Raw genomic sequence first — 24,580 nt, forward strand, 5'->3', positions numbered from 1 at the left:
ACTCAATCCGTTTGGGTGGTTGGAAAGCTATCTGAAGTGTAACCCAAAATTGCTCAAGGGACAGGGCTTGGCTTTTCCAACGCCAACCACTGCAAGGCAATAATCGCCATTGATGCTTGGATTTTGCCTGCCTTTAACCACGCTATCACCGTTTGGCGCGGCACGACGGAAACGCGGATGTCTTCGTGTTCCTCCGGTAAGCCGTGGATACCAGTGGGTACTGCCGATAAATCCACCGGCGCGTAATACAAGCTGACGATTTCGGTTGAGCCGCCCGCGCTGGGGTAGTAGTCCATGATGTGTTCCACGGTGTCGATGGTGCACCCGGCTTCTTCTTGGGCTTCGCGGCGTGCCACATCTTCATTGCTTTCGCCGTCTTCGGTGATGCCTGCGACGATTTCGAGCATCCACGCGCCTTGCGCATCCCGCAAGGCTGCACCGGGGCGGAATTGTTCCACGATCAACAGCGTATCTGCTACCGGGTCGTGCAGCAGTACCGCCACCGCATTGCGCCGTTCGAAAATTTCTCGCCTGACCGTGCCTGACCAACCACCTGCAAACAGTTCGTGGCGGAATTCGTAGGCTTCCATGCGGAAAAACCCCTGATACAAAATTTGCTGCTTGAGGATGTCGAATTTCATGGAATCGCGGCTCAGGTTCTGGTGTGTAGGCAGTTGAATTGTCGAGGCAGTGTGTAACAGCGGGCGGGGAATTGCAATTTCGTGTGAAGCCTATCAACTTATGCGGCACAGCACTATGTGACGCGCCGCGTTCCCCGCGTTAGAATGCCGCTTTACTGGAATTTTCGTTGTAGGAGTACACCATGCCCGTTTACCGTTCCCGCACCTCGACCGCAGGCCGCAACATGGCTGGCGCACGTTCTTTGTGGCGTGCTACTGGGATGACTGATGCTGATTTCCAGAAGCCGATCATTGCTATTGCCAACTCGTTCACCCAGTTCGTGCCGGGGCATGTGCACCTTAAAGACATGGGGCAATTGGTCGCGCGGGAAATCGAAGCCGCAGGCGGTGTCGCTAAAGAATTCAACACCATCGCGGTGGATGATGGCATTGCGATGGGGCACGGTGGGATGTTGTATTCGCTGCCTTCGCGTGAATTGATTGCCGATGCGGTGGAATATATGGTCAACGCGCATTGCGCCGACGCGCTGGTGTGTATTTCCAACTGCGACAAAATCACGCCGGGGATGTTGAACGCCGCGCTGCGCCTGAACATTCCCACCATTTTCGTTTCAGGCGGGCCAATGGAATCCGGCAAAGCCGTGATCGGCGGCAAACTGGTGAAACTGGATTTGGTGGACGCGATGGTTTCCGCCGCCAATAGCCACGAAAGCGATGAAAACGTGGAAACCATGGAACGTTCCGCCTGCCCTACCTGCGGCTCGTGTTCCGGCATGTTTACCGCCAACTCGATGAATTGCCTGACCGAAGCACTGGGCATGAGTTTGCCGGGGAATGGTTCGACGCTGGCGACGCATTCCGACCGCAAGCGTTTGTTCCTCGAAGCCGGGCGCATGATTGTGAGTCTGGCGAAACGTTACTACGAACAGGATGATGCTTCCGTGCTACCGCGTTCGATTGCCACGATGGAAGCGTTTGAAAATGCGATGTGCTTGGACATTGCGATGGGTGGTTCCACCAATACCATCCTGCACTTGCTGGCAGCGGCGCAGGAAGCGGGGGTGAATTTCACCATGAATGACATCGACCGCTTGAGCCGTAAAGTACCGCAATTGTGCAAAGTTGCACCTTCCACCCAGCTTTATCACATGGAAGACGTACACCGGGCAGGTGGGGTATTCGGCATCCTCGGCGAACTCGACCGCGCAGGTTTGTTGCACCGCGAAGTCGGCACTGTCCATGCCAGCAATATGGCAGAAGCGCTGTCGCTGTGGGATGTGCGTCTGACCAACGACGAAAAACGCTATGAATTTTTCCGCGCAGGCCCCGGCAATGTGCCAACCCAAGTGGCCTTCAGCCAGAGCAAACGCTGGGATACGTTGGATATTGACCGCGAAAAAGGCTGTATCCGCGACAAAGCCCATGCTTATAGCACCGAAGGCGGCCTTGCCGTGCTGTTCGGTAACATTGCGCTGGACGGTTGCGTGGTCAAAACCGCTGGGGTGGATGACAGCATCCTCAAATTTTCCGGCCCTGCGCGTATTTTCGAGTCACAAGATGCTGCGGTTGCGGGCATTCTCGGCGATCAAATCGTCGCTGGCGACATCGTGCTGATCCGCTACGAAGGCCCACGCGGCGGCCCCGGTATGCAAGAAATGCTCTACCCGACCTCTTACATCAAGTCCAAAGGCTTGGGCAAAGCGTGCGCACTGATCACTGATGGGCGTTTCTCCGGCGGTACATCCGGCCTGTCCATCGGGCACGTTTCCCCAGAAGCGGCCGAAGGTGGCGCAATCGGTCTGGTGCAGGAAGGCGACATGATCGACATCGACATCCCCAACCGTGCCATCAACGTGCGTGTCAGCGATGAAGAGCTTGCTAGCCGTCGTGCGGCAATGGATGCGCTCGGCAAAGCAGGTTGGAAGCCGGTGAACCGTGACCGTTATGTGAGTGCGGCGCTGAAAGCGTATGCGGCGATGACTACTTCGGCGTCGCGTGGTGCGGTGCGTGACGTTACGCAGTTGGAGAAGTAAGGGAAACTATGCCGATGAAGAGAATCGAACTCCCGACCCCATCATTACGAATGACGTGCTCTACCAACTGAGCTACATCGGCATTGGGGCTAAAATCATAAGCCCACAACGCCGCTTGTAGCAAGATGAAAATATTGCCGGAAACGGGGCGCTGGTTACTCGCCAGCGCCCTTTACAGCACCGAAGACAGCATTTTCAGGCTCAACAACACCAGTAACACCGCAAAGACTTTTTTCAAGGTTGCCACAGGCAAGGTATGCGCCAATTCCGCCCCTTTGCGTGCGGTAAAGAAACTCACCGACGCGACCAACACCACCGCAGGCCAATACACAAAGCCCAAAGTATGCGCAGGCAAACCCGCGACATTCCAGCCATTCACCAGATAACCCAATGTCCCCGCGACTGCAATCGGCAACCCGATCCCTGCTGAAGTCGCAATCGCATTCCTGATATTGACGTTGCACCACATCATGTACGGCACTGACAGCGAACCGCCACCAATGGCAACCAGCGCGGAAATCCCCCCAATAACCAGCCCAGCCCCCGTCAGCCCCTGTATTCCCGGCAATTCACGGTGCGGCTGCGGCTTGATATTCAGCCACATTTGCACAGCCACATAGCCCATGAAACAGGCGAAAAATACCGCCAGCCACAAGGTTGGCAAGAACGCCGCTACAAACGTTGCAGCAAATGTCCCCACTAAAATGCCCAGCGTAATCTTTTTCACCACAGGCCATAACACCGCGCCTTTGCTATGGTGCGCCCGCATACTCGCCACCGCAGTCGGCACAATCGCTGCCATCGACGTGCCCAAAGCCAGATGCACCACATGCTCTTGCGGAAATTTCATTGCCATGAAAATCGTCGTTAGCACCGGAACCATAATCCCGCCACCACCAATCCCCAACAAACCTGCTGCGAACCCGACCACGGCCCCTAAGCCCAGAAAGGCCACCAGTAAATACCATTCCACCGTATAATCTCCGTGTTTCCAATGTCCTGACGAGTTTATGCAATACATTAGCCTTCCTGTCACTGCCTTCGCGCAGAATTGCAGTATTATTTGGTGCGAAACCACGAAAGCGTGTGCGTTTGTTGATCCCGGCGGCGATGCTAACGATTTGATTGCCGCAGTAAGCGAGCGTGGCCTCAAACCTGTCGGCGTTTTCCTCACCCACGGGCATCTGGATCATGTCGGCGGCACAGCGGCGTTGGCAAAGCATTACCGTATCCCCATTTCTGGCCCGCACGAAGCGGATAAATACTGGTTGGACGCGCTGCCAGTGCAGGCGCAACGTTTCGGTTTACCGCTTTCTGGGGTATTTGTGCCGGATCGTTGGTTGCAACACGGTGACACCCTACAGCTTGGGGAACAGCAACTGGAAGTGCTGCATACCCCCGGACACACGCCCGGTCATCTGGTGTTTTTCCAGAGGGAAAGCGCGGTGCTGTTTGCCGGGGATGTGCTGTTCCAAGGTTCCATCGGGCGCACCGATTTCCCCGGCGGGAACCATCAGCAATTAATGCACTCTATTAAGACGCAGCTATGGACGCTGGGTGACGACGTTACCGTCGTGCCGGGTCATGGCCCTAACACCACTATCGGCACGGAACGCCTGCACAATCCATTCATTCGTTGATGATGACAGGGTTTCCGTATGCGTCATTTTTATACCATCCTCAGTGCCAGCCTGTTGTGTACGGCTTGCATGGCAATCGGTGCGCCGCTTGTGCCGAATTTCGTCCCACCACCTGCGGCGGCACTTGAACCCGCCGCGATGCAGGGGATGCTTGCCACCCACAATCAAGTGCGGGCAAGTGTCGGCGTACCTCCCTTGCAGTGGTCGGGGCAGATGGCAGCTTATGCGCAGCAATGGGCAGAACATCTGGCGCTGAACAATGGTTGCGAAATGCAGCACCGTTCCCATGCCCATGCGAACCTGCTGGATGCTGGGGAAAACCTGTTCTGGGGTAGCCCATTGCGCTGGTCAGATGGGCGCATTGAGGTGCAAACTATCAGCCCCGCGAAAGTTGCCCAAGATTGGGCGGACGAACGCGCCGATTACAATTACGTCAGCAACACCTGCCGCCCCGGTGCGCAATGCGGGCATTACACCCAAATGGTGTGGCGCAGCACCACCGAAGTCGGTTGCGGGATGACGGTTTGCCCGGATAAAGCCCAATTATGGGTGTGTAATTACAATCCGCCGGGTAACTGGGTGGGCGAAAGGCCGTATTAGGCTTTAGGCTTACGCACTTTTCCCGGTACAATAGTCAACATTATCGGTATCGGAAGGGCGTAACACCATGTCGCAAGTGGACATCGCAGCGGTCAAAAACTACCTGCTGGCATTGCAGGACGATATTTGCAACCAATTGGCAGCCGAAGACGGCGGCGCAAGCTTTGTGGAAGATGCATGGGAACGCTCAGGCGGTGGCGGCGGGCGTACCCGCGTGATCAGCAATGGTGCAGTCTTTGAGCAAGGCGGGGTAAATTTCTCGCATGTGTTCGGCGAGCAACTGCCTGCTTCTGCGACAGCGCAACGCCCGGAATTGGCAGGGCGCAGCTTTCAGGCAATGGGCGTTTCGCTGGTCATCCACCCACACAACCCGATGGTTCCGACCTCACACGCCAACGTGCGCTTTTTCATCGCGGAAAAAGACGGTGAGGAACCTGTATGGTGGTTTGGTGGTGGTTTCGACCTGACGCCGTATTACGGTTTCGAGGAAGACTGCGTGGGGTGGCATCGTACTGCCAAAACCGCGTGTGACCCGTTCGGCGAGGATGTGTATGCGCGTTACAAGCACTGGTGCGATGAGTATTTCTTCCTCAAACACCGTAATGAGCCACGTGGGGTTGGCGGGCTATTTTTCGATGACTTGAATGCGTGGGGGTTTGAGAAAACTTTTGCCTTCATGCGTAGTGTTGGTGACACCTACGTCAATGCTTACCGCCCAATCGTTAACAAGCGGAAGAACCTACCTTTCACGGAAGCACAACGCGACTTCCAGCTTTACCGCCGGGGACGTTACGTGGAATTCAATCTGGTGTATGACCGGGGAACGCTGTTCGGCTTGCAATCCGGCGGGCGCACCGAATCCATCCTCATGTCACTGCCGCCGCTGGTCAAATGGCGTTACAACTGGCAACCCGAAGCAGGCAGCGCGGAAGCAACACTTTACAGCGACTTCCTGTGTAGCCGTGATTGGTTAGCGGAACCCTGAGGGCTTACCAGCTTTTTTCACCGGGTTGTGGTTTGTGGTTGGAAAGTTTAAAGAATTTCCATGCCAGATAGCCTAAGAAACCGAGAATAAACACGATGGTGAAAATGGACATGACCATAATGCCCTGCATACTGGAAAAGAAATGCATACAATACCGCTCCCTTACTTGAGTAAAACTGTACTCATCGTAGGGTGGGCTTTATCCTGCTGCTTTGAGACAAATCAAAACTGCCAAAGCATCGGTGGATTTCTTGCTACAGATCAAGTTTTTGCGGTTTAGTGGACGCCATTGGAGCCGAGTGCCCGTTCGGCGTTGATTAAACCGTAGCCGTAATCGTTGTCGCGCCCCGGACTGCCAAGATCAATTGCAGTATTGTTCAGCAGGTTAGGGTTGAAACCTTGGCGGTTCAGTGACATCAGCAAAGCAATCACCCCGGAGGCGTGGGCAGTTGCCAGCGATGTGCCACTAGCGACATGGAAGGTTCCGCGTGGGGCAGTGGTCAAGATGCCAACGCCCGGTGCTGCCAAATCAATGTAATCCCCCCGGTTGGCCTGACCGAAAACTTTTTCGCCCCGGTCAACGGCAGTGACGGCAATCACACCCGGCAAGGCGGCGGGGTAAGCGGGTTGCGCCCCAGGCCCGCTATTACCAGCGGACGCCACTACCACGATGCCGCGTTGCACTGCGGCTTGCACCAGCTTATCTACCACCGGATCAGAGCCGCCCGCAAAACTCAGGTTGAGTACGTCCACCCCTTGGTTCATGGCAATTTCTAACGCCCGTGCCACCAGCCCGGCATTGCTGCGGCGTTCATCGGGGTTTGCGGGATTAGTGCTGAAAGCGCTGATGGCAATCAATTTGGCGTCGGGGGCAATGCCGATGCGTGGGTTTTTGCTGATCATGACGCCTGCCACTTCCGTACCGTGCAGGCGGTTACGTTCATCGCCCGCGCCAACCAAGTCGATGCGCTCAATCGGGGAGTGCAAGGAATCCGTGTAATCAACGTCAATCGGGGTGTCGATCATGCCGATGACGACCCCAGCACCCGCCGTGCGGTTACGTGCCGTCATCACGCCCGTCATGCCCAAGGGGTATGCGGGAACATCGCCACCCGCGATATTGGCGGTGGTGAAAAAACTGCTGGTACTGGCATCCACTTCTTTTTCATTCTTTTTGATGGCATGAACCAAATCGTAAGGGTCTTGACCGTTGGTGGCAGCGGTGATCATGGTGGTGTTGATGGAGCCGAGGTTGTCGCTGCGTTTTGCCCGCAGTTTGTATTTTTTCAGGATGCCATCAGCGGTATCGGAGGGTTTGCCGCTGTCGTAGGTGAGGAGCATTTCATTTTTTTCGTAATCAATCGGACGGAAAACGTGCGACTCGATGCACATATTGTCACTGACTTGGCAGGTCGTTGAATTTGTGGTTGTGCCGATAACTTTGTATTCGGCTGGGGTGAGGCTACAGCCGCTGAGGAGTAACATGCCGACAATCAAGAGAATCCGAGTAAACTGCATAATATTCATAAGGTTGTTAGTGTCATGGCAGTATAACCGGGTTTTAAAGGAAAAAATCAGGTAGGGATCAAAATTCCTGACCAATAAACGTGACAACAGCCTGATCTTGCTGCATTTGCTGCAAGATCACTGCGGAATGTTTGTCCGTGGCGGTGGTATCCCGGATTTCAATTTTGAACAGGTTGTTGGCATCCGGCCCATCGGTGATGTGCGCATTCCATTTGAGCAGGAAACTGCGTAACTCTTGCACCTGTGCGTTATCCTTGAATTCCACCAAGAGCTTCATCCCATCCGTAACGGGAACGGCAGTTTGCTTATCGGCAACGGAAGCAGAAACGTAGAGGTCTTCCGTCGGTGCTGTCACTAAATGGGCAAACCACCCCAAAACCCCGACTTGCATGACCAGCAAGGTGGCAAACACCGCATTCGCAGGCGTCAACCATCCGCTATCGGGCAACAGGTTGCGCAGGCGTTGCCACCAACCAAGTGCCGCTTTGGGTTTGGCAGTGGTCGTGGGACGCGCGGCAGGGGCAGCTTTGGCGCTTTCCTCTCGCTCAATCCGTTTCATCAGCTTGTCTAGCCGTTGCGGGGTTGAGTCAACCGTGGTCAGTTGTAACAGGCTGGTATTTTCCCGGATCAGGCCGACCATCCGCAGTTCACGCTGATAGTCGCTCTTTAATTCTGGGTTTTGCGCCAGCATCTGTTCAACCAGCCTGCGCTCTGGTTCAGTCAGTTTTCCGGTGATGTACCAAGGAAGCAGTAAGCGGGCTTCTTCAGCAGGATCACCATTGGGAAATAGGCTCATAAAAAATTTACTCGGTTATTTACAGCTCAAAAGCAACAATACCTGCCTTATCCAGCAGTTGCGCCATCCTTTTGCGAGCATAAAACATACGTGTCTTGACGGTGTTTTCAGAAATTCCCAACAAATCAGCTACTTCTTTGACCGATAAATCTTCAAAATAGGTCAATCTTAGTACTTCCTTGTGTTCCTCGCTCAACTGATCCATTAAACGTAACAATTGCTGTTTCATGTCATCCATCGCCAACTCCTCGTGAGGGCCGGGGGAGGGATCAACCAGTGCATCAAGAATCGACTCATCGTCTAACGCCACCTCTGAAGTTTTCCGCAACCACGAAATCACTTTGTTGCGGGCAATGGAATATATCCACGTTGATGGTTTCGACCTGCCCGCAAAACTTCCGGCTGACCGCCACACATCAAACAGGGCTTCGTCGACGAGATCAGCCGCCTGCGCAAGGTCATCGCGCAGTACACGGGCGCAATGCCTCACCAGTTGTGGCTGGTAACGTAGGTATAACTGGCTGAATGCCTGTTGATCGCCCTGACTGATGCGCTCCAGCAGCGTTTCATCTGAAAGCTTATTGCCCGCTTCAGTGCGGATCGTACTGCCTTGTGGATAGCCTTCCATTTTCTATGTCGCTCTTTGTGCTTATTTGGTTCTAATTAAATTGATTTTTACTGACAAATGGACGAGAAAACCGCATATGCGGAATCAATCCGTCTGTGAAATCAATATGTTGTGCCATTTCATACCAAAGAAGACGGCGTATGCCCGTCCTGAGTCGTAAATTTTTTTGAGCTTGTTTGAACCGCAGCCCAACCTTCTGCGACAAACTCCATAATCAAAGCAAACAAGTGAGGCTGGTACGCCAGCTTCTTAGATTATCGTCCGGTTTGTAATGATGAGCGGCTCAGTCCGTTGTTGAACTGACACACTACACACACTCAAACTAGTAATCCTTAAAAGTTATAATACTCCCTCGCAAGTTGTGGCGGGTCTTCGGATCCGCCTTTTTTTGTTTGCAAGCGACGCATCAGCATATCATAATTAACTTATATAGCTAGCATTTGGGGAGACCTGCGTGCCCAGCCTATTGATTTTAAGGTTTTTTACTATTGGGAACTAGGGTTATGTACCAAATCGGCACCACACTGACACAATTCATCCTCGAAGAACAACGTAAGCACAGCGGCGCGACTGGCGAATTCAGTTGCGTATTGAACGACATCGCCCTTGCCTGCAAGAAAATCGCCGCCCTGACCAGCAAAGGCGACCTGATCGGCGTGCTGGGTTCTGCCGGTTCCGAGAACGTGCAGGGCGAAGAACAGAAGAAAATGGACATCATCACCAATGACGTGATGATCGAAGCACTGTCCCGTGGTCACACAGCAGCGCTGGCTTCCGAAGAAATGGACGAAGTTTACAACCTGCCAGCAGCGGTTCCGCGTGGGCATTACCTTGTCACGTTTGACCCGCTGGATGGCTCTTCCAACATGGATGTGAACGTGTCGGTCGGTACGATCTTTTCCGTGATCAAAGCGCCGGAAGGTGTGGCAAACCCCTGCGCCGCCGATTTCATGCAAGTTGGCACAACGCAGGTTGCTGCTGGTTACTGCTTGTACGGGCCGTCGGCGATGATGGTGCTGACCACCGGCAATGGTGTGAATATGTTCACACTGGATAAAGATTGTGGGGAATTCCTGCTGACCCGCGAAGATGTGCGGATTCCGGCCGACACCAAAGAATTCGCCATCAACGTTTCTAACCAGCGTTATTGGGAAGCGCCGATGCAACGTTACATCGGTGAATGTTTGCAAGGGGTGGAAGGGCCGCGCGGTAAAGATTTCAACATGCGTTGGGTGGCATCAATGGTCGCAGAAATTCACCGCATCCTGACCCGTGGCGGCATCTTTATCTATCCGCTGGATTCCAAAATGAAAGCGGCGGGCAAAACCGGCAAGCTGCGTTTGATGTATGAAGCCAATCCGATGGGTTTCATCGTTGAGCAGGCGGGCGGGGCAGCGACTACTGCTTACACACGCATTCTGGAAATCCAGCCGACTGATTTGCACCAGCGTGTGCCGGTGGTAATGGGGTCGCGCAATGAGGTGGAATTGGTGACGGCGTACCATAACGCAGGTTGAGGGTTGGTATTTCCCTCACCCCAAACCCCTCTCCCGCGAAGCGGGCGAGGGGCTTTCAGAACATTTCGCGTGCTTGGGCGGCATCTTGGGCAATTTGTGCTTTCAGGGCGTCGAGTGAGGCGAATTTCATTTCATCCCGCAGGAACGCCAGCGGTTCCACGCAAATGTGCTTGCCGTAGACGTATTGGTTGAAATCGAACAGGTGGACTTCCAGCCGGTTTTCGATGCCATGTACGGTGGGGCGTGCGCCGAGGTTGGCGACACCTGCGACTGCATTTTCTGCCAACCCGTAAACATTCACGGCATACACGCCTTTGCGTAAGGCGATGTGTTGCGGCACGCGCATGTTCAAGGTGGGGAAGCCGATGGTGCGTCCGCGTTTGTCGCCGTGACGTACCCGCCCGGAAACGCGGTAAGGTTTTCCCAGCAATTCTGTGGCGAGTTCCAACTCTGCGGTGCTCAGTGCCAAGCGCACGCGGGTGCTGCTGACACGCTCGTCATCGTGCAGGAAAGTGGGGGTATCGACCACCTGCATCCCTTGTTCCGCACCCATTGCCTGCAACAAATGGTAATCACCGCGTCGCCCTCTGCCGAAGCGGAAATCATCGCCGACCACCAAATAGCGTACTTTCAAGCCATCCAGAAGGATGTTTTGGACGAAATCTTCCGCCTCCATCGCTGCCAATTGCGGGGTGAAACTCAGGCAGGCGAAACGGTCAACGCTCATTTCCTGCAACAGGCGCAGTTTGTCGCGCAAGGCATAAATGCGCGGCGGCGGCGGGGCGCGGAAAAATTCGACCGGCAACGGTTCAAAGCTGATCACGGTGGCAGGCAAAGACAGGGCTTGCGCCTTCCATTCGACGTGCTGGATGACGGACTTATGCCCCCGGTGCAGGCCATCGAAATTACCGATGGTGGCAACACAGCCGGGGTCGGAAGCGGGTGCGGGTAAGATGCGGCGTATCAGTTTCATGCGGGAAGTTTACCCCAAACAGCGCAAACTGTGGGGTAAAACTGGCGTATGCGGGCATAAGCAGTCGTCGTGCTGCGAGCCGATGAAGCAACTACTCAGGCATCAAACAAACCCTTGGTGTCTTTTTTCACTTGCTTCGCCGCCTTTTTTTCTTTTGGGGTCATGATGGCTTTCTTTTTCGCTTCCTTATTGGGCTTTTTTTCTTTGCTCATGGTTTCTGTGCTCCGGGTAATTCGTGGGGTTCCTGTGCAGCGAAATTGCTGACAGTACGTAAAAATTACTGGACTCCAATAAAAAATAGATGCTATCTACCTTACCACAGAAATGTATATGGAAATTGCTTATTCGGTGGGCTGTTGCTGTTCGCGGGTGGCTAGCGGATGGTGCTCAATTCCGGTAGCCAGACATTTTTATTGTACTTTCACCACATCCAGTTGTTCACTATCGGTCAATAACACCCACGCGCTAAGTTTGGGTAATGCCGCGATTTCGGGCAATTGCAGATAGCCTTGCACTTGCGTAATGCCCTCTTCCCGCTTGGCTTCCCAACCTTTCACACCCTCGGATTTTTTGGCGTATTTCAGTTCGATCAAATGCTGGTGCGGCACAGCATACGGGCTGCGCTCCAGCAGCAGGATGTCGGGGTAACGGTGATTCATTTCGCGCTCGCTTTGGATGAAATACACCGGAGAATGGTAGAGCAACGTCAGCAGCAGGGTTTTGATGTGCTTTTCATCCATCTTCATGAAATCGCGGTTGGAAAGCACCTGCAACACCCGCTGCATTTCATTTAGCAATGGCTGGATGTCATCTTGCAATGCCAACAGTTCAATGGCTTGCGTCAAGGATTGGTTGGGGATGCTGATCTGGTTGCGGCGTTCCAGTTCCACCTTGAAATAGTGGAAATAGAGTTCGCGGATCACATGGTTGGGGATGGCGAACACCGTTTGCGTCAGGGTGCTGCCGCTAATGGTCACAAATCCCATGTAAGCCAGCAGGCTGATGAAATCGTCACGGCTGAAATTTTTGTCCAACTCAAACTTGCGTTGCTGTTGGGCTTTTACCGTGCCAGTGGTAATGAGTTCATCCAGCACTTGATAGTTGGCTTCCGTATCACCGATGCCAAACAACGCCATGATTTTGCGGTAATCGGAGGCGATATTCTCGTCCAGCATTTGTTCGGGGTAAGCGCATTCTTCCAAGCGGAAATTATCGAGGAAATACAGTACCATATTGGCGTTGTATACCGTTTCGGTTGCTTTGGGGTGGAAACGGTAGCCGTTGTACCAGTGTGCCATATCATCCAACAAAACGTTGGTATCCAACTGGCAGGTTTCAACCAATGGCTGAATCAAAGCCGCGACTTCTGTTTGGGTGAAACCCATTGTTGCGTTGAAATCACGATGCAGCGACAGGTTTCTGGCGATATTGAACCCGCTGGTCATGCTGTCGAGCATCAACGGAGTGACACCTGTGATGAACAAACGGTCTATCGTGCCGCGCTGGGTCGCCGTCTTGATCGTTTCATAAAAACTGCGCACGAAACCGCCTTTGCCCATCACGCTTTGGAACAATTTCGGGTCATCCGCCAGCATGGAATTGGCGAAATGGTCGTATTCGTCGATCAACAGGAAGATTTTTTGTGTTTCAGTCGCTTTGAAAAAAGATTCCATTTTTTCGTAGGGGGATGGGCTTTTCGCAACACTGGCGATGGCTTCAGGCGGATAGTGATAACGTTCAAGGGTGCGTTGCAAAGCCACATCGACTTTATGGGTAAATACACGGTAAACCGATTCCGCGCTATCCGTAGCAATCCCACTGAAATCCATGAACAGCACCTGATAGCTGCTCCTCGTCGGGGTGGGATGTTGCCCGATGTGGAGTTGGGAAAAAATCGCCTCGAAATCTGCTTGGTGCTTGATGTCGTAGTAATACTCCAGAGCAGAGATGAACAGGCTTTTACCGAAACGGCGCGGGCGCAACAGAAAGTGGTACTGCCCATCGGCTTCTAACGCGGCGATGTAGGCGGTTTTGTCCACATAGACAAAGCCTTCGGTGATGACTTTCTTGAAATTGCTTAAGCCGTAGGGGATTTTCATGGCACGTCCTGCACGGTAGTGATGAGTGAGGATGATAGCATATTGCAGTGGGGCTGGCGGCGTTGGGTGTTAGCGTATAGCGTGAACCCTTATCGGTAGGGCAATATCTGTCCAGATACGGTCAGCAGCACTTTTCATGATAATATACTGATTTCAAAGGTGTAATAGAAAATTCGCCCCATCCTGAAAATTCAAGGTGTTGCGCATGGCAATCATCTCAGTTGGATTGAAAATATCTAACGCTAAATGAAGGAGGTCAAACGTGAAAACACATGATCAATTAGTTGAGCAGTTGATGTCCCATCCCGGTGTTCGTGCTGAGGTTGAGCGGATTGAGCAAGAAGAAATCGAGTTGCTTGGCCAGTTGCTTAAAACAAGACTTGATGCAGGTCTGACACAAGCGCAACTTGCGGAACGGATGGGAACGCAAGCCACTTAACTATGGGGGTATTGTCTGAACTGGGATTCACAAGATTAAAGGATTAGCAGGATGAAGAGTCACCGCCATCCACTGTTCGGAGTCCTACCCATCCTGTTAATCCTTCAATCCTAAAAATCCCAGTTCAGACAACGGCGTGGTTGCCGAATCCAGCGCAAAAAATAATGCGCCTGCCGTTCGTCGGCTGTATAATCCTGTGAAATTGATTACCAAACGGGAAGATGTGTCATGTTGACAACAAGTTACGGTATAGTGCAGGTGGCTTCATATCCTTATAGACTGCTTCCGCATAGCCTGTTAGACAAGGCTTCCGTCTAACAAACTGTTAGTTATACCTAATAGCAACTCTACCAATGAACAAATACCAGTTTTCACATTCAGAAAGATACGCGGTGTGGCTTAATCACGGAAAAAGATGCTGGCTATGTGAAGAGCCGCTTCGCTTTGCCGATGCTTCAATTGATCATGTCATCCCTGAGAGTTTGTTAGAAGATAAGCCTGAATTTGATAGAATTGTCGATGAATATGATTTGCCAAAAACATTTCAAATAAACAGTTTTGCTAACTGGCTACCAACCCACCTGCGCTGCAATCAACAAAAATCAAACAAAACATTCAAGTTTACCTACTCTTTAAAAATAATCATCGAAAAACTCTTAGAAAAAAAAGATGCCGTTATAAAAAGTGAATGCCATATTAAAAAGGATGTTAAAAAAGATAAACTATTCGCCAAAATACAAACAGAACTAAATAAAAAGTCAATAACAATTGAAGAACTTGAATCTTTTGTTGAAGACCTTGGTGGTGGACTTTTTCACCATACAATAGTTGCATCGGATACGTCACAACTTATTCGGCTTGATAACGGATACTGGGTACATAAAAGAGATATTGTGGCTACTGGTTCTTGCACTTGTGAGCGTAACTCGTGCGTCGACCATCAAAATAAAGTTATATGTATTTGGGATAATACTCTTCCAGAGTGGGTTATAAAGAAAAGACTATACTGGAAATGTTATGATGAAATAATCAAATGCCCCAGATGCAATGAGCAGCACAAGAGAGGACATATTGGCAGAGAGAATATATGCCTGAAGCCATATCAAGATCAATTGAATCAATGCGATTAAAGAGTATAACGAGCACATCGACGACGGACGCGGTGACAGCCCGCGATTCTTACCACTTACTCCCCGCCGCGCCCGCCACACATGACGTTAGGATAAAATAATGACACTTGCCGTTGCATGGAATCGTCACGATGGTATTCATTTCGCCTCTGACTCAAGAATATCTAAAGGTGATAAGAATTCTGATTATGGAGTAAAGGTTGTACCAGTTCATATCAAAGTATTTGAGCCAACGCGAGACGGCGAGCAATCCTTCGTTGCTTTCGATTGCGTATACGGAATGTGTTTCGCAGGTGATTTTGCAGGCGCATCCATAATAAGAAACTTTTTATCAATATCACTACAACGGCTTCAGTATATTCCAGCATTCTCAGAAGTTTCTTTTTTAAATATTTGTCGTATCACATATAAAATATATTCTGAATTATCAGCAAAGATTAAAAGTGAAATTGATAGTGAAAGCATAGACTTTTTTCTCTCAGGCTATTGCCCAAAGAACGAAAAGATTATGCTTGCTAAATTTTATATAGATTATGGTGAAGATATAAGTCGCTTTGATCCAAAACTTGAAGTAATCGATTATCAGAATTCCAATGATCCAATTTATTATATCGGTTCTGGTGAGAATGAATATCCACTTTACTTAGATATTCATTTTAACAAACCGTTATCAACGAGACCCTTATTTGCATTAAAAAGCTTGATTAAAAGCAATAGAGTGGCATCTGTGGGTGGGAATATTCAGGTGGGGGCTTTTGATAATAGGAACGAATTTTATATGCTCGGCGTCGTCGAAGAGACAAAAAACGAAGCAGGCCTAATTGACAAAATATCTTATTTCTATGCTGGCATCGATATGAATAGTGACATTATCGATATCGATGAAGGCGCGTTTATCGTTATGGGAAATTATGTTGATCCCTATCGATAGAATAATCCTAACAATTATGTCGACGACGGACGCGGTGACAGCCCGCGACTTCGCACAATTCTATTCCCCGTCGCGCCCATCAATTCAGACATTGATGGCGATAAACACCTTTTCCTATGGATCATTGGATTAATCAGCTCAGGTAAATCCCACGAAAATTTGATTGGAACCCCTAAACCATGACACAGCCCTATTACCGAATTTTTTTACTCAGCCACATGCGAGCCTACAGCAGTACGTTGGGGCATATTATCGGCTCACACCCACGCATCAATGGCTATTACGAAATGCACCAAAGCTACCTCTGCGATGCTGATTTAGCCCAGCAAATCGCGGATTATAGCCAGCACGATAGCTTAAAACCAAACAGTCACTATCAGTTTGATAAACTGCTGCACAACGATTACCAACTGAATTTAAGCCTGCCCGCGTTGCAAGATGCTGTCATTTTTATTGCATTGCGCGAACCTGAGCCAACCATTAAAAGTATCATTAAGTTGTTTCGGAAGAAATCCGACGATCATTTGTATGCGCAACCCACTGGCGCAACCAACTATTACCTTGAGCGTTTGCAAACTCTTGCCGACTTCGCCCAGCAACACCCGCAACGTTATTACTATTTTGATACCGAAAAAGTCTGTACTGACACCGACGGCTTATTAAGCCAGTTACAGCAATGGATAGGTGTGGCTGAACCGTTATCGCGTGAATACGGTAGCTTTGCCAAAACGGGCGTAGCGGGTGCGGGGGATACTTCACCACTCATTCACACGGGCAAAGTATTACCGAATTTTCAAGAAGCGCTGGATGATGTGGAATTGGATGCGACGTTATTGCAACAGGCAGAGCAAGCTTACCAAAGTAGCCGCGCCCTATTGCTGCAATACGCCAAGCAGTCTTTTTAGCGCGTGAATAACTGATCCCACACCTCGCGCTCCCCGCGATAATTCATTAGCGCGGCAATAATCTGCTGCTTGCGCCCTTCACGGTGAGCAGCGGATTGTATTTGCTGCCATGCAGTGGCGTCATCACCGAAATTCCGCTCGATATTTTGCAAAAATTGCGCGATTTGCTGCGAAGCAGGTGTCGCCTCCCAAGCGTGTTGTGATGCAAGCCAAGTCTCAAGCGCGTGGCGACGTTGGTTCACGGCGGCGTGTTTCGCCTGATACAAGGCCAGCATCTCGGCTTCGACTTTATCCACAACTTGCCGCAAACGTTCAGCATCCGTCAATTGCGCCAAATCGTAGTGTTTGAGCCATTCCACTACCGAAAATAGCATTAAATCACCAAAAAACTGGCGTTCAAATTCATCCGAAATATCAATCGCGGCATCGTGTTGCTGTTCCACGCCGGGGCGGAAACCTTCTTCTTCATCGGTCGTGCGCTTATGCAACATCGGCAAATTAGCGGAAGCAAAACGTTCACCAATTTCAGCCTGAATCAAACGTCCCGCTGTCGGCCCCGACATCCGCAAGCGCAAATGCCCAAACGGAATAATGTATTTCAGCCCATCGAAATTAACGATGTAATTTCCGGGGTAAACCGTGCGTGCCGGAGCCAATTTCGTTACATCAGCGTCAGGTTGGAATGCGGTTTTACGGGTCAAATGTTCTCCGAAAAAGAATGCCTGCAAACGCTTGGCGAAATGATTTAAACAAGCGGCATGATCATGTTCCCCTTCCAGCGGGCAACGGTAATCAAAATGGTCGACTTGCTGGTTAAAACCGAATAGCTTCGCCAGATCGTGATAAGCCGCATCACCTGGCAAGGGCGTATCGCGGTGGAATTGGCATTCGGATTGCGGCTCAAATTCCGCGATTTCATGCAGGAACGCAGCTACATCATCGAGAAAGTTCGCTGCCATTACCGAAGGTGATACCGGCGGATCACCCACCAATTTCCCGGTTAGCATGGTGATGTCATTGCTTTGGAAAATACGGTTAATGTGGTTGAAATAATTCAGTTCCGGCAAAAATAGCTGGTCGCTATCCACCAGATAATAAAGGGTGCGGTCTTTATCCTGCGTGAGTTCCAGCATTTTCAGGTAGCTTAAATTGCGGTTAGCTGCCTGTCCTTTACGGAAAAAACGCTCGGCAGGTTGGGTAGTAAGCAAATGCCCCAAATGTTGCCGCTGCGCTGCGGGAATGCTTTGCAATACCTGAAATTGTTCCGGCAGGTTGAAATGGATAACCTCCAACCCTTTTTGGGAATACTCCGCGACCAGTGCCTTATGCGTGTCGATATGCTGCGGTTCACGGCTATCTTCAGCTACCAGCACGGTGATTTTACCGCCATACGCATAGCGTTCGCGCTGCTGGTAAATACTTTCCAGACAGTTGCGTAAATGGGGCGGGCGGTCAGCGACAGGAATGCTGATAATGAAATGGGACAGGTCAGTAACACCCGACATAAGCACCCCTTAGCGGCGTGAGGAATAATTCGGATAAGCATCCTGATCAATCATTAGCTCGATCAGGTTAATCCCGTGATGGAAATCAGCTTGTTCAAATACTTGTTGGCAATCAACAGTGTTTTCAACGCGAAAATGCGTAATGCCGAATGACTGTGCCAGCAACGCATAATCCGGGTTTTTGAAATCGCAATCCAAGAAGCGTTGTTCATACTGCTGGTGCTGGTTTTTGCGGATCAAGCCCAAGGTCTGGTTATTGAATAGCACAATATTCAGTGGGATGTGGTAATTCACCGCTGTCATGATTTCCATGCAGCACATTTGGAAGCCCCCATCACCGAGTATTGCAAAGGTTGGCTTATCCACAGTAAAGCGTGAACCAATTGCTGCGGGTATTGCATGACCCAGCGATGAAACCCCAGTATTTGGCACAAAATGGTCTTGGCTGGTCACGCGATAAAAATTCTGGGCGAAAATGATATTGTCATCCACCAGCACAATGCCATCATTGAACTGTTGTTCCAGCAAGGCAAAAAAGCGTTTCACCAAATCGAACTTTTCACCGAAAATTACCGCACCATCAGCAACCATTTGTTGGTCTATGGTGCGTTTGAAAGTCGCTAAATTCGGGCGGACTTTAGGTTCAATCACTTGCTGTGTGCAATAAACATTAATCGACTGTAGAAAGTCCCCAAGGTCAGATTGGATCGCTAAATCTGCCTTAAACACCTTTTCCAGTTGCGCCACATTGCGGTCAACCTGAATAATTTTTTTTCCGTGTAATAGGGCTGTTTGCCACACATAACTGGTGCGTTCATTAAAACCCGCGCCGAGTAGGATAATCAGGTCGGCTTCATGCAGAAAATAGTTCATGGCATAGCCGCCGGAAGTCACGCCCAAACTGCCCAATGACAGTTCCGCACGTTCATCCATTGCGCCTTTGCCTTTTAGGCTGGAAGCCACCGGGATGTTCAAACGGTTGCTGAATTCACGCAGGGCATCGTGTGCTTGTGCGGCTTGGATGCAGCCATAACCTGCTAAGACCACCGGGCGTTGGGCGGCGCGGATCATTTCGCCGCATTGTTCCAGTGTTTGCGGGGCAATTTTCAGCTTGGGGAGGGGGTGCAGTTCCGGCAATTTGTCGAGGATTGCCGCATCCACCAGCTCTTTTTGCACATTTACCGGAATGCTCAACACCACCGGGCCGGGGACATCCGACATCAGTTGGCGGGCAGCTTGGTTCAGTACATTGATGAGGTAATCGGTGCGTTCGATCAGTTTGTGGTAACGGGTGATGCCGGAAAATAGCGCGGTTTGGTCGATGCTGCCGCCTTCCCCTGAGCTTTCTTGCAAGCCGCCGCGCCCAAAAATATAGGTAGGGGCTTCGCCGGTAATCACCAGCACGGGTAATTTGTCAGCGTAAGCATTGGCAATGCCGGTGATCAGGTTGCTAGCGCCCGGCCCTGCGGTGGTGATGCAAGCGCCAATACGCCCACTGACCCGTGCGTATCCTCCCGCCATGAACGCCGCGCCCTGCTCGTGCTTGACCAACACCGTTTGGATGTTGGAGCCATACAGGTCATCGTAAACTGGCAAAATATGCGCACCGGGCATACCGAAAAGCGTATCGACGCCCAGCCGTTGCAGGAATTTGACGATGAGCTTGCTGACTTGAATTTTCATGGGTTGCTAAGTTTACCCCAAACCGGGGAAATCGTGTTGGCGTAATGCTTCGTACACCACCACCGCCACCGTGTTTGACAGGTTCAAGCTGCGGCTATCGGGTAACATCGGCACGCGCAATTTGAGTTCATCCGGCAGGCTCAACAGCAAAGCTTCCGGTAAGCCACGGGTTTCCGGGCCAAACAGCAACACATCGCCCGTTTGGAATTCGGTTTGGGCGTAAGTGCGGCTGGCTTTGGTGCTCAAGGCAAATACCCGCCGCCCCTGCATGGCAAGGTTGAAGGCGGCGAAACTTTCATGCTCCTGCACCACCGCCAAATCGCGGTAATCCATCCCCGCCCGCCGCACCTGCTTTTCATCCAGCGAAAAGCCCAGCGGGTGGATCAGGTGCAAACGGCAGCCAGTATTGGCGCACAAACGCATGATATTGCCGGTATTCGGGGGGATTTCCGGCTGGTATAAAGCAATTTCAATCATGATCAGCTACTGAAAACCGTTTTCCCAGCCAATAAAGTGTGCTTGACCGCACCGTTGAAGTTCCAGCCCGCAAACGGAGTGTTTTTGCCCGCGCTGCGCATCGTGCTGATGTCCAAATCCCACAAGGCATCGGGGTCGAACAGCACCAAGTCCGCCGGTGCGCCAACGCTGATTTGCCCCGCATCGCTGCCAATGATCTTGGCGGGGTTGCTGGTAATTTTGCGTAACGCAGCCTGCAAATCCAGCACACCGTCTTCCACCAAGCGCAAGGTCAGCGGTAACAGCGTTTCCAAGCCAGAAATGCCCGGTGCAGTTTGTTGGAAAGGTGCGAGTTTGGCATCCAACTCATGCGGTTGGTGGTCGGAACAAATCGCGTCAATCGTGCCATCTGCCAGCCCTTCACGCAGCGCGTCTTGGTCGCGGGCGGAACGCAGCGGCGGCATCACGTGGCACAGTGGGTTGAAATCGCTCACATCCATTTCGGTCAGGAACAACTGGTGGGCAGCTACATCGGCGGTAATGTCGAGGCCGCTTTCTTTGGCTTGGCGGATCAGTTTCACACTCAAACGCGCAGAAAGGCGGCAGAAATGCACCTTTGCCCCGGTGTGGCTTGCCAACGCCAGCGTTTGTGCCACCGCAACAGTTTCGGCAGCGGAAGGGATCGCAGGAATCCCCACGCGGGTGGAAACTTCGCCTTCGTGCATGTAACCGCCTGCTGCCAGCGCGTGTTCCAGCGGATAGACGAACACCGTCAGCTCATGGGTGGCGGCGTATTCCATCGCACGGCGCAAGGTTTGCAAGCTATGGAACGGTTGCCAGCCATTGGTGACAGCCACGCATCCGGCGCGTTTCAGGCTACCCATGTTACTGAGCTGCTCGCCTTTCATGCCTTGGGTCAGGTTGCCCAGCACGGCGACATTGGCGTAACCCGCACGGCGGCTGATTTCGTCAATCAGTTTGACCTGCGCGGCGGAATCGAAATTCGCCCCCGGCTCGGGTTGGTAACACAGGGTCGTCAAACCGCTCGCCGCCGCTGCCAAAGTTTCACTGCGTAAAGTCGCTTTGTGGTCTAGCCCCGGTTCGCGCAGCCACGCGGATAAATCCACCCCACCGGGGAATACCCATAGGCCAGTCGCGTTGATTTCCTTATCGGTATGGAAATCGGCGGAAGCTTCTGCCAATGCGCTAATGCGCCCGTTATCCAGCAGCACATTGCGTAAGCCATCCAGCCCGGTAGCGGGGTTCAGCACACGGGCATTGCGTATCAGTAAACTCATGCCGCACCTCCGGCTTGTGGCCCCATGATCATCGACATGACCGCCATGCGCACCGCAATCCCGTTGGTCACTTGCTCAAGGATGACCGATTGCAAGCCGTCGGCGACCCGCGAGTCGATTTCCACGCCCCGGTTAATGGGGCCGGGGTGCATCACGATGGCGTCGGGTTTTGCCAGTTGCAGGCGTTCTTCGGTGAGGCCATAGAGCTTGAAAAATTCGCGTTCGGAAGGCAGCAGCGCGGTTTGCATCCGCTCACGTTGTAGGCGCAGCATGATTACCACATCGGCGTCAGCGATGCCTTCTTCCATGTTGTGGAATACGTTTACGCCCATTTTCTCAATGCCCGCCGGAACCAACGTTTTCGGCGCAACCACGCGCACTTCGCCGGTAGCCAACGTGGTCAGCGCGTGGATTTGCGACCGCGCCACCCGTGAATGCAGCACATCACCAACGATGGCGACTTTCAGCGGTTGGAAACTGCCCTTTTTCTGGCGGATGGTGAACATATCCAGCATCGCTTGGGTGGGGTGGGCATGGCGACCATCACCCGCGTTCAGTACCGCGATATGTGGCGCACAGTAGCGGGCGATGAAATGCGCAGCGCCCGCGTGTTCGTGACGCACCACAAACATATCCGCGTTCATGGCCTCAAGGTTACGCACGGTATCCAGCAAGGTTTCGCCTTTGGAAGCCGAAGAAGTGCGGATGTCGAGGTTGATGACATCCGCACCCAGCCGTTGCGCAGCGATTTCAAAGGTCACGCGGGTACGGGTGGAATTCTCGAAAAATAGGTTCATCACCGTTTTGCCGCGTAGCAGCGGGGCTTTTTTCTGCTGCTTATTGGGTACGGTCACGAATTGTTCGGCGCGGTCGAGGATTTCTTCCAGCAATAACGGTGGAAGCCCTTCAACCGTGAGGAAGTGTTTTAACCTGCGATCCGCCGTCAGTTGCATCTTGGATGGCAGGGGGCCCGGAGAAAGATGAGCGTTCAGCATTCATCACTCGCTTATATTTTCGACAGATGGGAGTGCGCTTATCTTACAGGTTTGTGACAGGGGGATAAAGCTACGATTGTGAAGAAAAACTGAGCTTGGCGGCGGGATGGTAAGCCATGCGTGGCTAAGGGCGATGCGGTATCATCGGGTGTTATAAAATGTGGACGAAAGGCTATCAAAACAATTGAGTTCCCATTATGGGATGTATATCATATATTCCCAATAAGGAAACTCAAGGACACTATGAGCGGGATGGAGCAACTCAATGAAAGTCCTTGGACGTGACAGATTAGACAAATTCGGCAAAAAACACGCCGATGCAAAAACAGCACTGGATAGCTGGTTTCACGAGGTAAGCGCCACTGAATGTCAGTGGAAAACTTCACAAGACATCAAAAAACGTTACGCTTCTGCGTCTTTTTTGGCAGATAACCGTGTGATTTTTAACATTAAGGGCAACAACTACCGTTTGGCTGTTCAGGTACGCTACCAGAACGGTCTAGTCGCCGTTGAGTGGGTGGGAACTCACGCAGAATATGACAAGAAAACATTTTGAAGAGGGTAGGATATGCAACTCAAGGTCATTAAATCAGATATTGAACACGAAGAAGCCATGAACGCGCTGATGGAGTTGATGGATGCCAACCCTGAAGAGGGTAGCCCAGAAGCTGACCAACTCGAAGTATTGGCGACGCTGATTGAAAAATACGAAGAAGAGCACTTCCCCATCGACTTGCCCGACCCGGTGGAAGCCATCCGTTTCCGTATGGATCAACAAGGGCTGACACAAAAAGACCTGATCCCTTACATTGGTACTGCCGCGCGTGTTTCAGAAATCCTTAATCGCCGTCGCCCCCTGAGCCTCAATATGATCCGTTCCCTCAATGAGGGATTGGGTATCCCCGCTGCTGTGCTGATTGGGAAAGCGGAAAAACTGTCCGCCAGTGATGAACATGCGCTGGAATGGGACAAGTTCCCCCTCAAAGAGATGCACGAACGGGGCTGTTTCCCCAGCTTCACGGGAAAAATCGCCGAGCTGAAAACCTATGCCGAAGAGTTGGTACGGGGGTTTTTAAACTTACTGCCTTCTTGTGATGCCGCAATACCTGCTTTGCTGCGGAGCAATATACACCAGCGTTCCGGGCGACCGATGGACAGTTTTGCCTTGTACGCATGGCAAGTCAGCGTGCAGCAAAAAGCCTTGCAGCAGCCGTTACCAACCCGTTATTCAGGGATTGATGAAGCATTCATCCAGCGTGTGGTTAAAACTTCTTGGTCAGACCAAGGGCCATTGTTGGCAAAAGAATTGTTGAATAAACAAGGGATTCACCTGATTGTTGAGCCGCACTTTGATAAAACCTATCTGGATGGTGCTGTCATGTTGGGTCTGGATGGAAATCCCATTGTTGGGCTGACAACCCGGCATGACCGGCTGGACAATTTCTGGTTCACGCTGCTGCACGAGTTATCCCACCTGTATTTGCATCTGAACGATGATACCCCGGCCTTTTTTGACGATCTGAAAGGCGCGAACGAGCTTGATGATCTGGAACAAGAAGCCGATAACTTCGCCAAGCGGATGTTAATTGATGAAGCGGCATGGCAAACGGCAGGGTTACAACCAACGGTCAGCAGCGACGCTATCCACCGTTTTGCTGGTGAGCTGAATATTCACCCGGCAATTGTGGCAGGCCGCATCCAGTTTGAAGCAGGTGATTACCGTTGTCACCGCACTATGTTGGGATTCGGTGAAGTAAAACGCTTGTTCGCTATCGACTGATTTTTGTGTGAATTCTTGG

24 protein-coding genes and 1 tRNA gene are annotated in these 24,580 nt (G+C 51.6%); 11 read left to right on the top strand and 14 right to left on the bottom strand.

Annotated features, from left to right (window positions below; all coding sequences use genetic code 11):
- Nucleotides 1-53 precede the first annotated feature (53 nt).
- Entirely contained in the window at nucleotides 54-641 is a 588-nt protein-coding gene (locus PHE17_RS11295) for an NUDIX domain-containing protein (protein WP_301015955.1), read from the bottom strand.
- A gap of 182 nt (nucleotides 642-823) precedes the next feature.
- Here PHE17_RS11295 and ilvD point away from each other — a divergent pair, with 182 nt between their 5' ends.
- Nucleotides 824-2,674 (top strand): dihydroxy-acid dehydratase, encoded by a 1,851-nt coding sequence (ilvD, locus tag PHE17_RS11300; protein ID WP_301015956.1) that lies wholly within the window; start codon nucleotides 824-826, stop codon nucleotides 2,672-2,674.
- A 9-nt stretch (nucleotides 2,675-2,683) separates the two neighbouring features.
- Here the strand turns inward: ilvD and PHE17_RS11305 are convergent.
- Both PHE17_RS11305 and PHE17_RS11310 read right to left on the bottom strand, forming a co-directional pair.
- Nucleotides 2,684-2,756: transfer RNA gene (locus tag PHE17_RS11305), tRNA-Thr, on the bottom strand.
- A gap of 90 nt (nucleotides 2,757-2,846) precedes the next feature.
- Nucleotides 2,847-3,647, bottom strand: a complete 801-nt coding sequence (locus PHE17_RS11310; protein ID WP_301015957.1) for a sulfite exporter TauE/SafE family protein — start codon at nucleotides 3,645-3,647, stop codon at nucleotides 2,847-2,849.
- A 37-nt stretch (nucleotides 3,648-3,684) separates the two neighbouring features.
- Between PHE17_RS11310 and PHE17_RS11315 the strand changes: the two genes are divergently transcribed.
- From PHE17_RS11315 to hemF, 3 genes are all read left to right on the top strand, one after another.
- A complete protein-coding gene (locus tag PHE17_RS11315) occupies nucleotides 3,685-4,314 on the top strand; it encodes an MBL fold metallo-hydrolase (RefSeq protein WP_301015958.1) in 630 nt (209 codons plus the stop codon).
- An 18-nt stretch (nucleotides 4,315-4,332) separates the two neighbouring features.
- The gene (locus PHE17_RS11320; RefSeq protein WP_301015959.1) at nucleotides 4,333-4,914 is read left to right on the top strand and encodes a CAP domain-containing protein; all 582 of its coding nucleotides are present in this window, start codon (nucleotides 4,333-4,335) and stop codon (nucleotides 4,912-4,914) included.
- A 67-nt stretch (nucleotides 4,915-4,981) separates the two neighbouring features.
- Nucleotides 4,982-5,899: an oxygen-dependent coproporphyrinogen oxidase gene (gene hemF, locus PHE17_RS11325; protein WP_301015960.1), complete on the top strand. Its 918-nt coding sequence runs from the start codon at nucleotides 4,982-4,984 to the stop codon at nucleotides 5,897-5,899.
- A gap of 4 nt (nucleotides 5,900-5,903) precedes the next feature.
- Here hemF and PHE17_RS11330 read toward each other — a convergent pair whose 3' ends face one another.
- The 4 genes from PHE17_RS11330 to PHE17_RS11345 all read right to left on the bottom strand — a co-directional run bounded on the left by PHE17_RS11330 (nucleotide 5,904) and on the right by PHE17_RS11345 (nucleotide 8,850).
- Nucleotides 5,904-6,047 (bottom strand): hypothetical protein, encoded by a 144-nt coding sequence (locus PHE17_RS11330; protein ID WP_301015961.1) that lies wholly within the window; start codon nucleotides 6,045-6,047, stop codon nucleotides 5,904-5,906.
- 128 nt (nucleotides 6,048-6,175) lie between these two features.
- Complete coding sequence (locus PHE17_RS11335; RefSeq protein WP_301015962.1) at nucleotides 6,176-7,384, bottom strand: S8 family serine peptidase; 1,209 nt, start codon at nucleotides 7,382-7,384, stop codon at nucleotides 6,176-6,178.
- 100 nt (nucleotides 7,385-7,484) lie between these two features.
- A complete protein-coding gene (locus tag PHE17_RS11340; protein ID WP_301015963.1) occupies nucleotides 7,485-8,222 on the bottom strand; it encodes a hypothetical protein in 738 nt (245 codons plus the stop codon).
- Between the two features lie 19 nt (nucleotides 8,223-8,241).
- On the bottom strand, nucleotides 8,242-8,850 hold the full coding sequence (locus PHE17_RS11345) for a sigma-70 family RNA polymerase sigma factor (protein WP_301015964.1): 609 nt from the start codon (nucleotides 8,848-8,850) through the stop codon (nucleotides 8,242-8,244).
- A 503-nt stretch (nucleotides 8,851-9,353) separates the two neighbouring features.
- Between PHE17_RS11345 and PHE17_RS11350 the strand changes: the two genes are divergently transcribed.
- On the top strand, nucleotides 9,354-10,367 hold the full coding sequence (locus PHE17_RS11350; RefSeq protein WP_301015965.1) for a class 1 fructose-bisphosphatase: 1,014 nt from the start codon (nucleotides 9,354-9,356) through the stop codon (nucleotides 10,365-10,367).
- Nucleotides 10,368-10,422: 55 nt separating this feature from the next.
- Here the strand turns inward: PHE17_RS11350 and ribF are convergent, their stop codons facing one another.
- A complete protein-coding gene (gene ribF, locus PHE17_RS11355) occupies nucleotides 10,423-11,340 on the bottom strand; it encodes a bifunctional riboflavin kinase/FAD synthetase (protein ID WP_301015966.1) in 918 nt (305 codons plus the stop codon).
- A gap of 410 nt (nucleotides 11,341-11,750) precedes the next feature.
- Nucleotides 11,751-13,439, bottom strand: coding sequence for an AAA family ATPase (locus tag PHE17_RS11360; protein WP_301015967.1), 1,689 nt, complete (start codon nucleotides 13,437-13,439; stop codon nucleotides 11,751-11,753).
- A gap of 262 nt (nucleotides 13,440-13,701) precedes the next feature.
- Here PHE17_RS11360 and PHE17_RS11365 point away from each other — a divergent pair, with 262 nt between their 5' ends.
- From PHE17_RS11365 to PHE17_RS11380, 4 genes are all read left to right on the top strand, one after another.
- Nucleotides 13,702-13,878, top strand: coding sequence for a hypothetical protein (locus PHE17_RS11365; protein WP_301015968.1), 177 nt, complete (start codon nucleotides 13,702-13,704; stop codon nucleotides 13,876-13,878).
- 353 nt (nucleotides 13,879-14,231) lie between these two features.
- Nucleotides 14,232-15,008 carry a DUF1524 domain-containing protein gene (locus tag PHE17_RS11370; protein ID WP_301015969.1) on the top strand — a complete coding sequence of 259 codons (777 nt, stop codon included), beginning with the start codon at nucleotides 14,232-14,234 and terminating at the stop codon, nucleotides 15,006-15,008.
- 100 nt (nucleotides 15,009-15,108) lie between these two features.
- Nucleotides 15,109-15,939 (top strand): hypothetical protein, encoded by an 831-nt coding sequence (locus PHE17_RS11375; protein ID WP_301015970.1) that lies wholly within the window; start codon nucleotides 15,109-15,111, stop codon nucleotides 15,937-15,939.
- Between the two features lie 179 nt (nucleotides 15,940-16,118).
- Entirely contained in the window at nucleotides 16,119-16,844 is a 726-nt protein-coding gene (locus tag PHE17_RS11380) for a hypothetical protein (protein WP_301015971.1), read from the top strand.
- On the opposite strand, the gene PHE17_RS11385 is transcribed toward PHE17_RS11380, so the two are convergent.
- From PHE17_RS11385 to PHE17_RS11405, 5 genes are read right to left on the bottom strand one after another with little or no spacing between them, the layout of a single operon-like run.
- On the bottom strand, nucleotides 16,841-18,349 hold the full coding sequence (locus PHE17_RS11385) for a hypothetical protein (protein ID WP_301015972.1): 1,509 nt from the start codon (nucleotides 18,347-18,349) through the stop codon (nucleotides 16,841-16,843). The genes PHE17_RS11380 and PHE17_RS11385 overlap by 4 nt on opposite strands.
- Before the next feature lie 9 nt (nucleotides 18,350-18,358).
- Nucleotides 18,359-20,032 carry a thiamine pyrophosphate-binding protein gene (locus PHE17_RS11390; protein ID WP_301015973.1) on the bottom strand — a complete coding sequence of 558 codons (1,674 nt, stop codon included), beginning with the start codon at nucleotides 20,030-20,032 and terminating at the stop codon, nucleotides 18,359-18,361.
- A 12-nt stretch (nucleotides 20,033-20,044) separates the two neighbouring features.
- The gene (locus tag PHE17_RS11395) at nucleotides 20,045-20,509 is read right to left on the bottom strand and encodes a tRNA (cytidine(34)-2'-O)-methyltransferase (protein ID WP_301015974.1); all 465 of its coding nucleotides are present in this window, start codon (nucleotides 20,507-20,509) and stop codon (nucleotides 20,045-20,047) included.
- A 2-nt stretch (nucleotides 20,510-20,511) separates the two neighbouring features.
- On the bottom strand, nucleotides 20,512-21,786 hold the full coding sequence (locus PHE17_RS11400; protein WP_301015975.1) for a dihydroorotase: 1,275 nt from the start codon (nucleotides 21,784-21,786) through the stop codon (nucleotides 20,512-20,514).
- Entirely contained in the window at nucleotides 21,783-22,739 is a 957-nt protein-coding gene (locus PHE17_RS11405; RefSeq protein ID WP_301015976.1) for an aspartate carbamoyltransferase catalytic subunit, read from the bottom strand. The genes PHE17_RS11400 and PHE17_RS11405 overlap by 4 nt, the downstream gene beginning before the upstream one ends.
- 307 nt (nucleotides 22,740-23,046) lie before the next feature.
- On the opposite strand from PHE17_RS11405, the gene PHE17_RS11410 reads away from it, so the two are divergent.
- Both PHE17_RS11410 and PHE17_RS11415 read left to right on the top strand, forming a co-directional pair.
- The gene (locus PHE17_RS11410; protein ID WP_301015977.1) at nucleotides 23,047-23,337 is read left to right on the top strand and encodes a type II toxin-antitoxin system HigB family toxin; all 291 of its coding nucleotides are present in this window, start codon (nucleotides 23,047-23,049) and stop codon (nucleotides 23,335-23,337) included.
- Nucleotides 23,338-23,349: 12 nt separating this feature from the next.
- A complete protein-coding gene (locus PHE17_RS11415; RefSeq protein ID WP_301015978.1) occupies nucleotides 23,350-24,561 on the top strand; it encodes an ImmA/IrrE family metallo-endopeptidase in 1,212 nt (403 codons plus the stop codon).
- Nucleotides 24,562-24,580 lie beyond the last annotated feature (19 nt).

The organism is Thiothrix sp. (genome assembly GCF_028714775.1).
Taxonomy (GTDB): Bacteria; Pseudomonadota; Gammaproteobacteria; order Thiotrichales; family Thiotrichaceae; genus Thiothrix.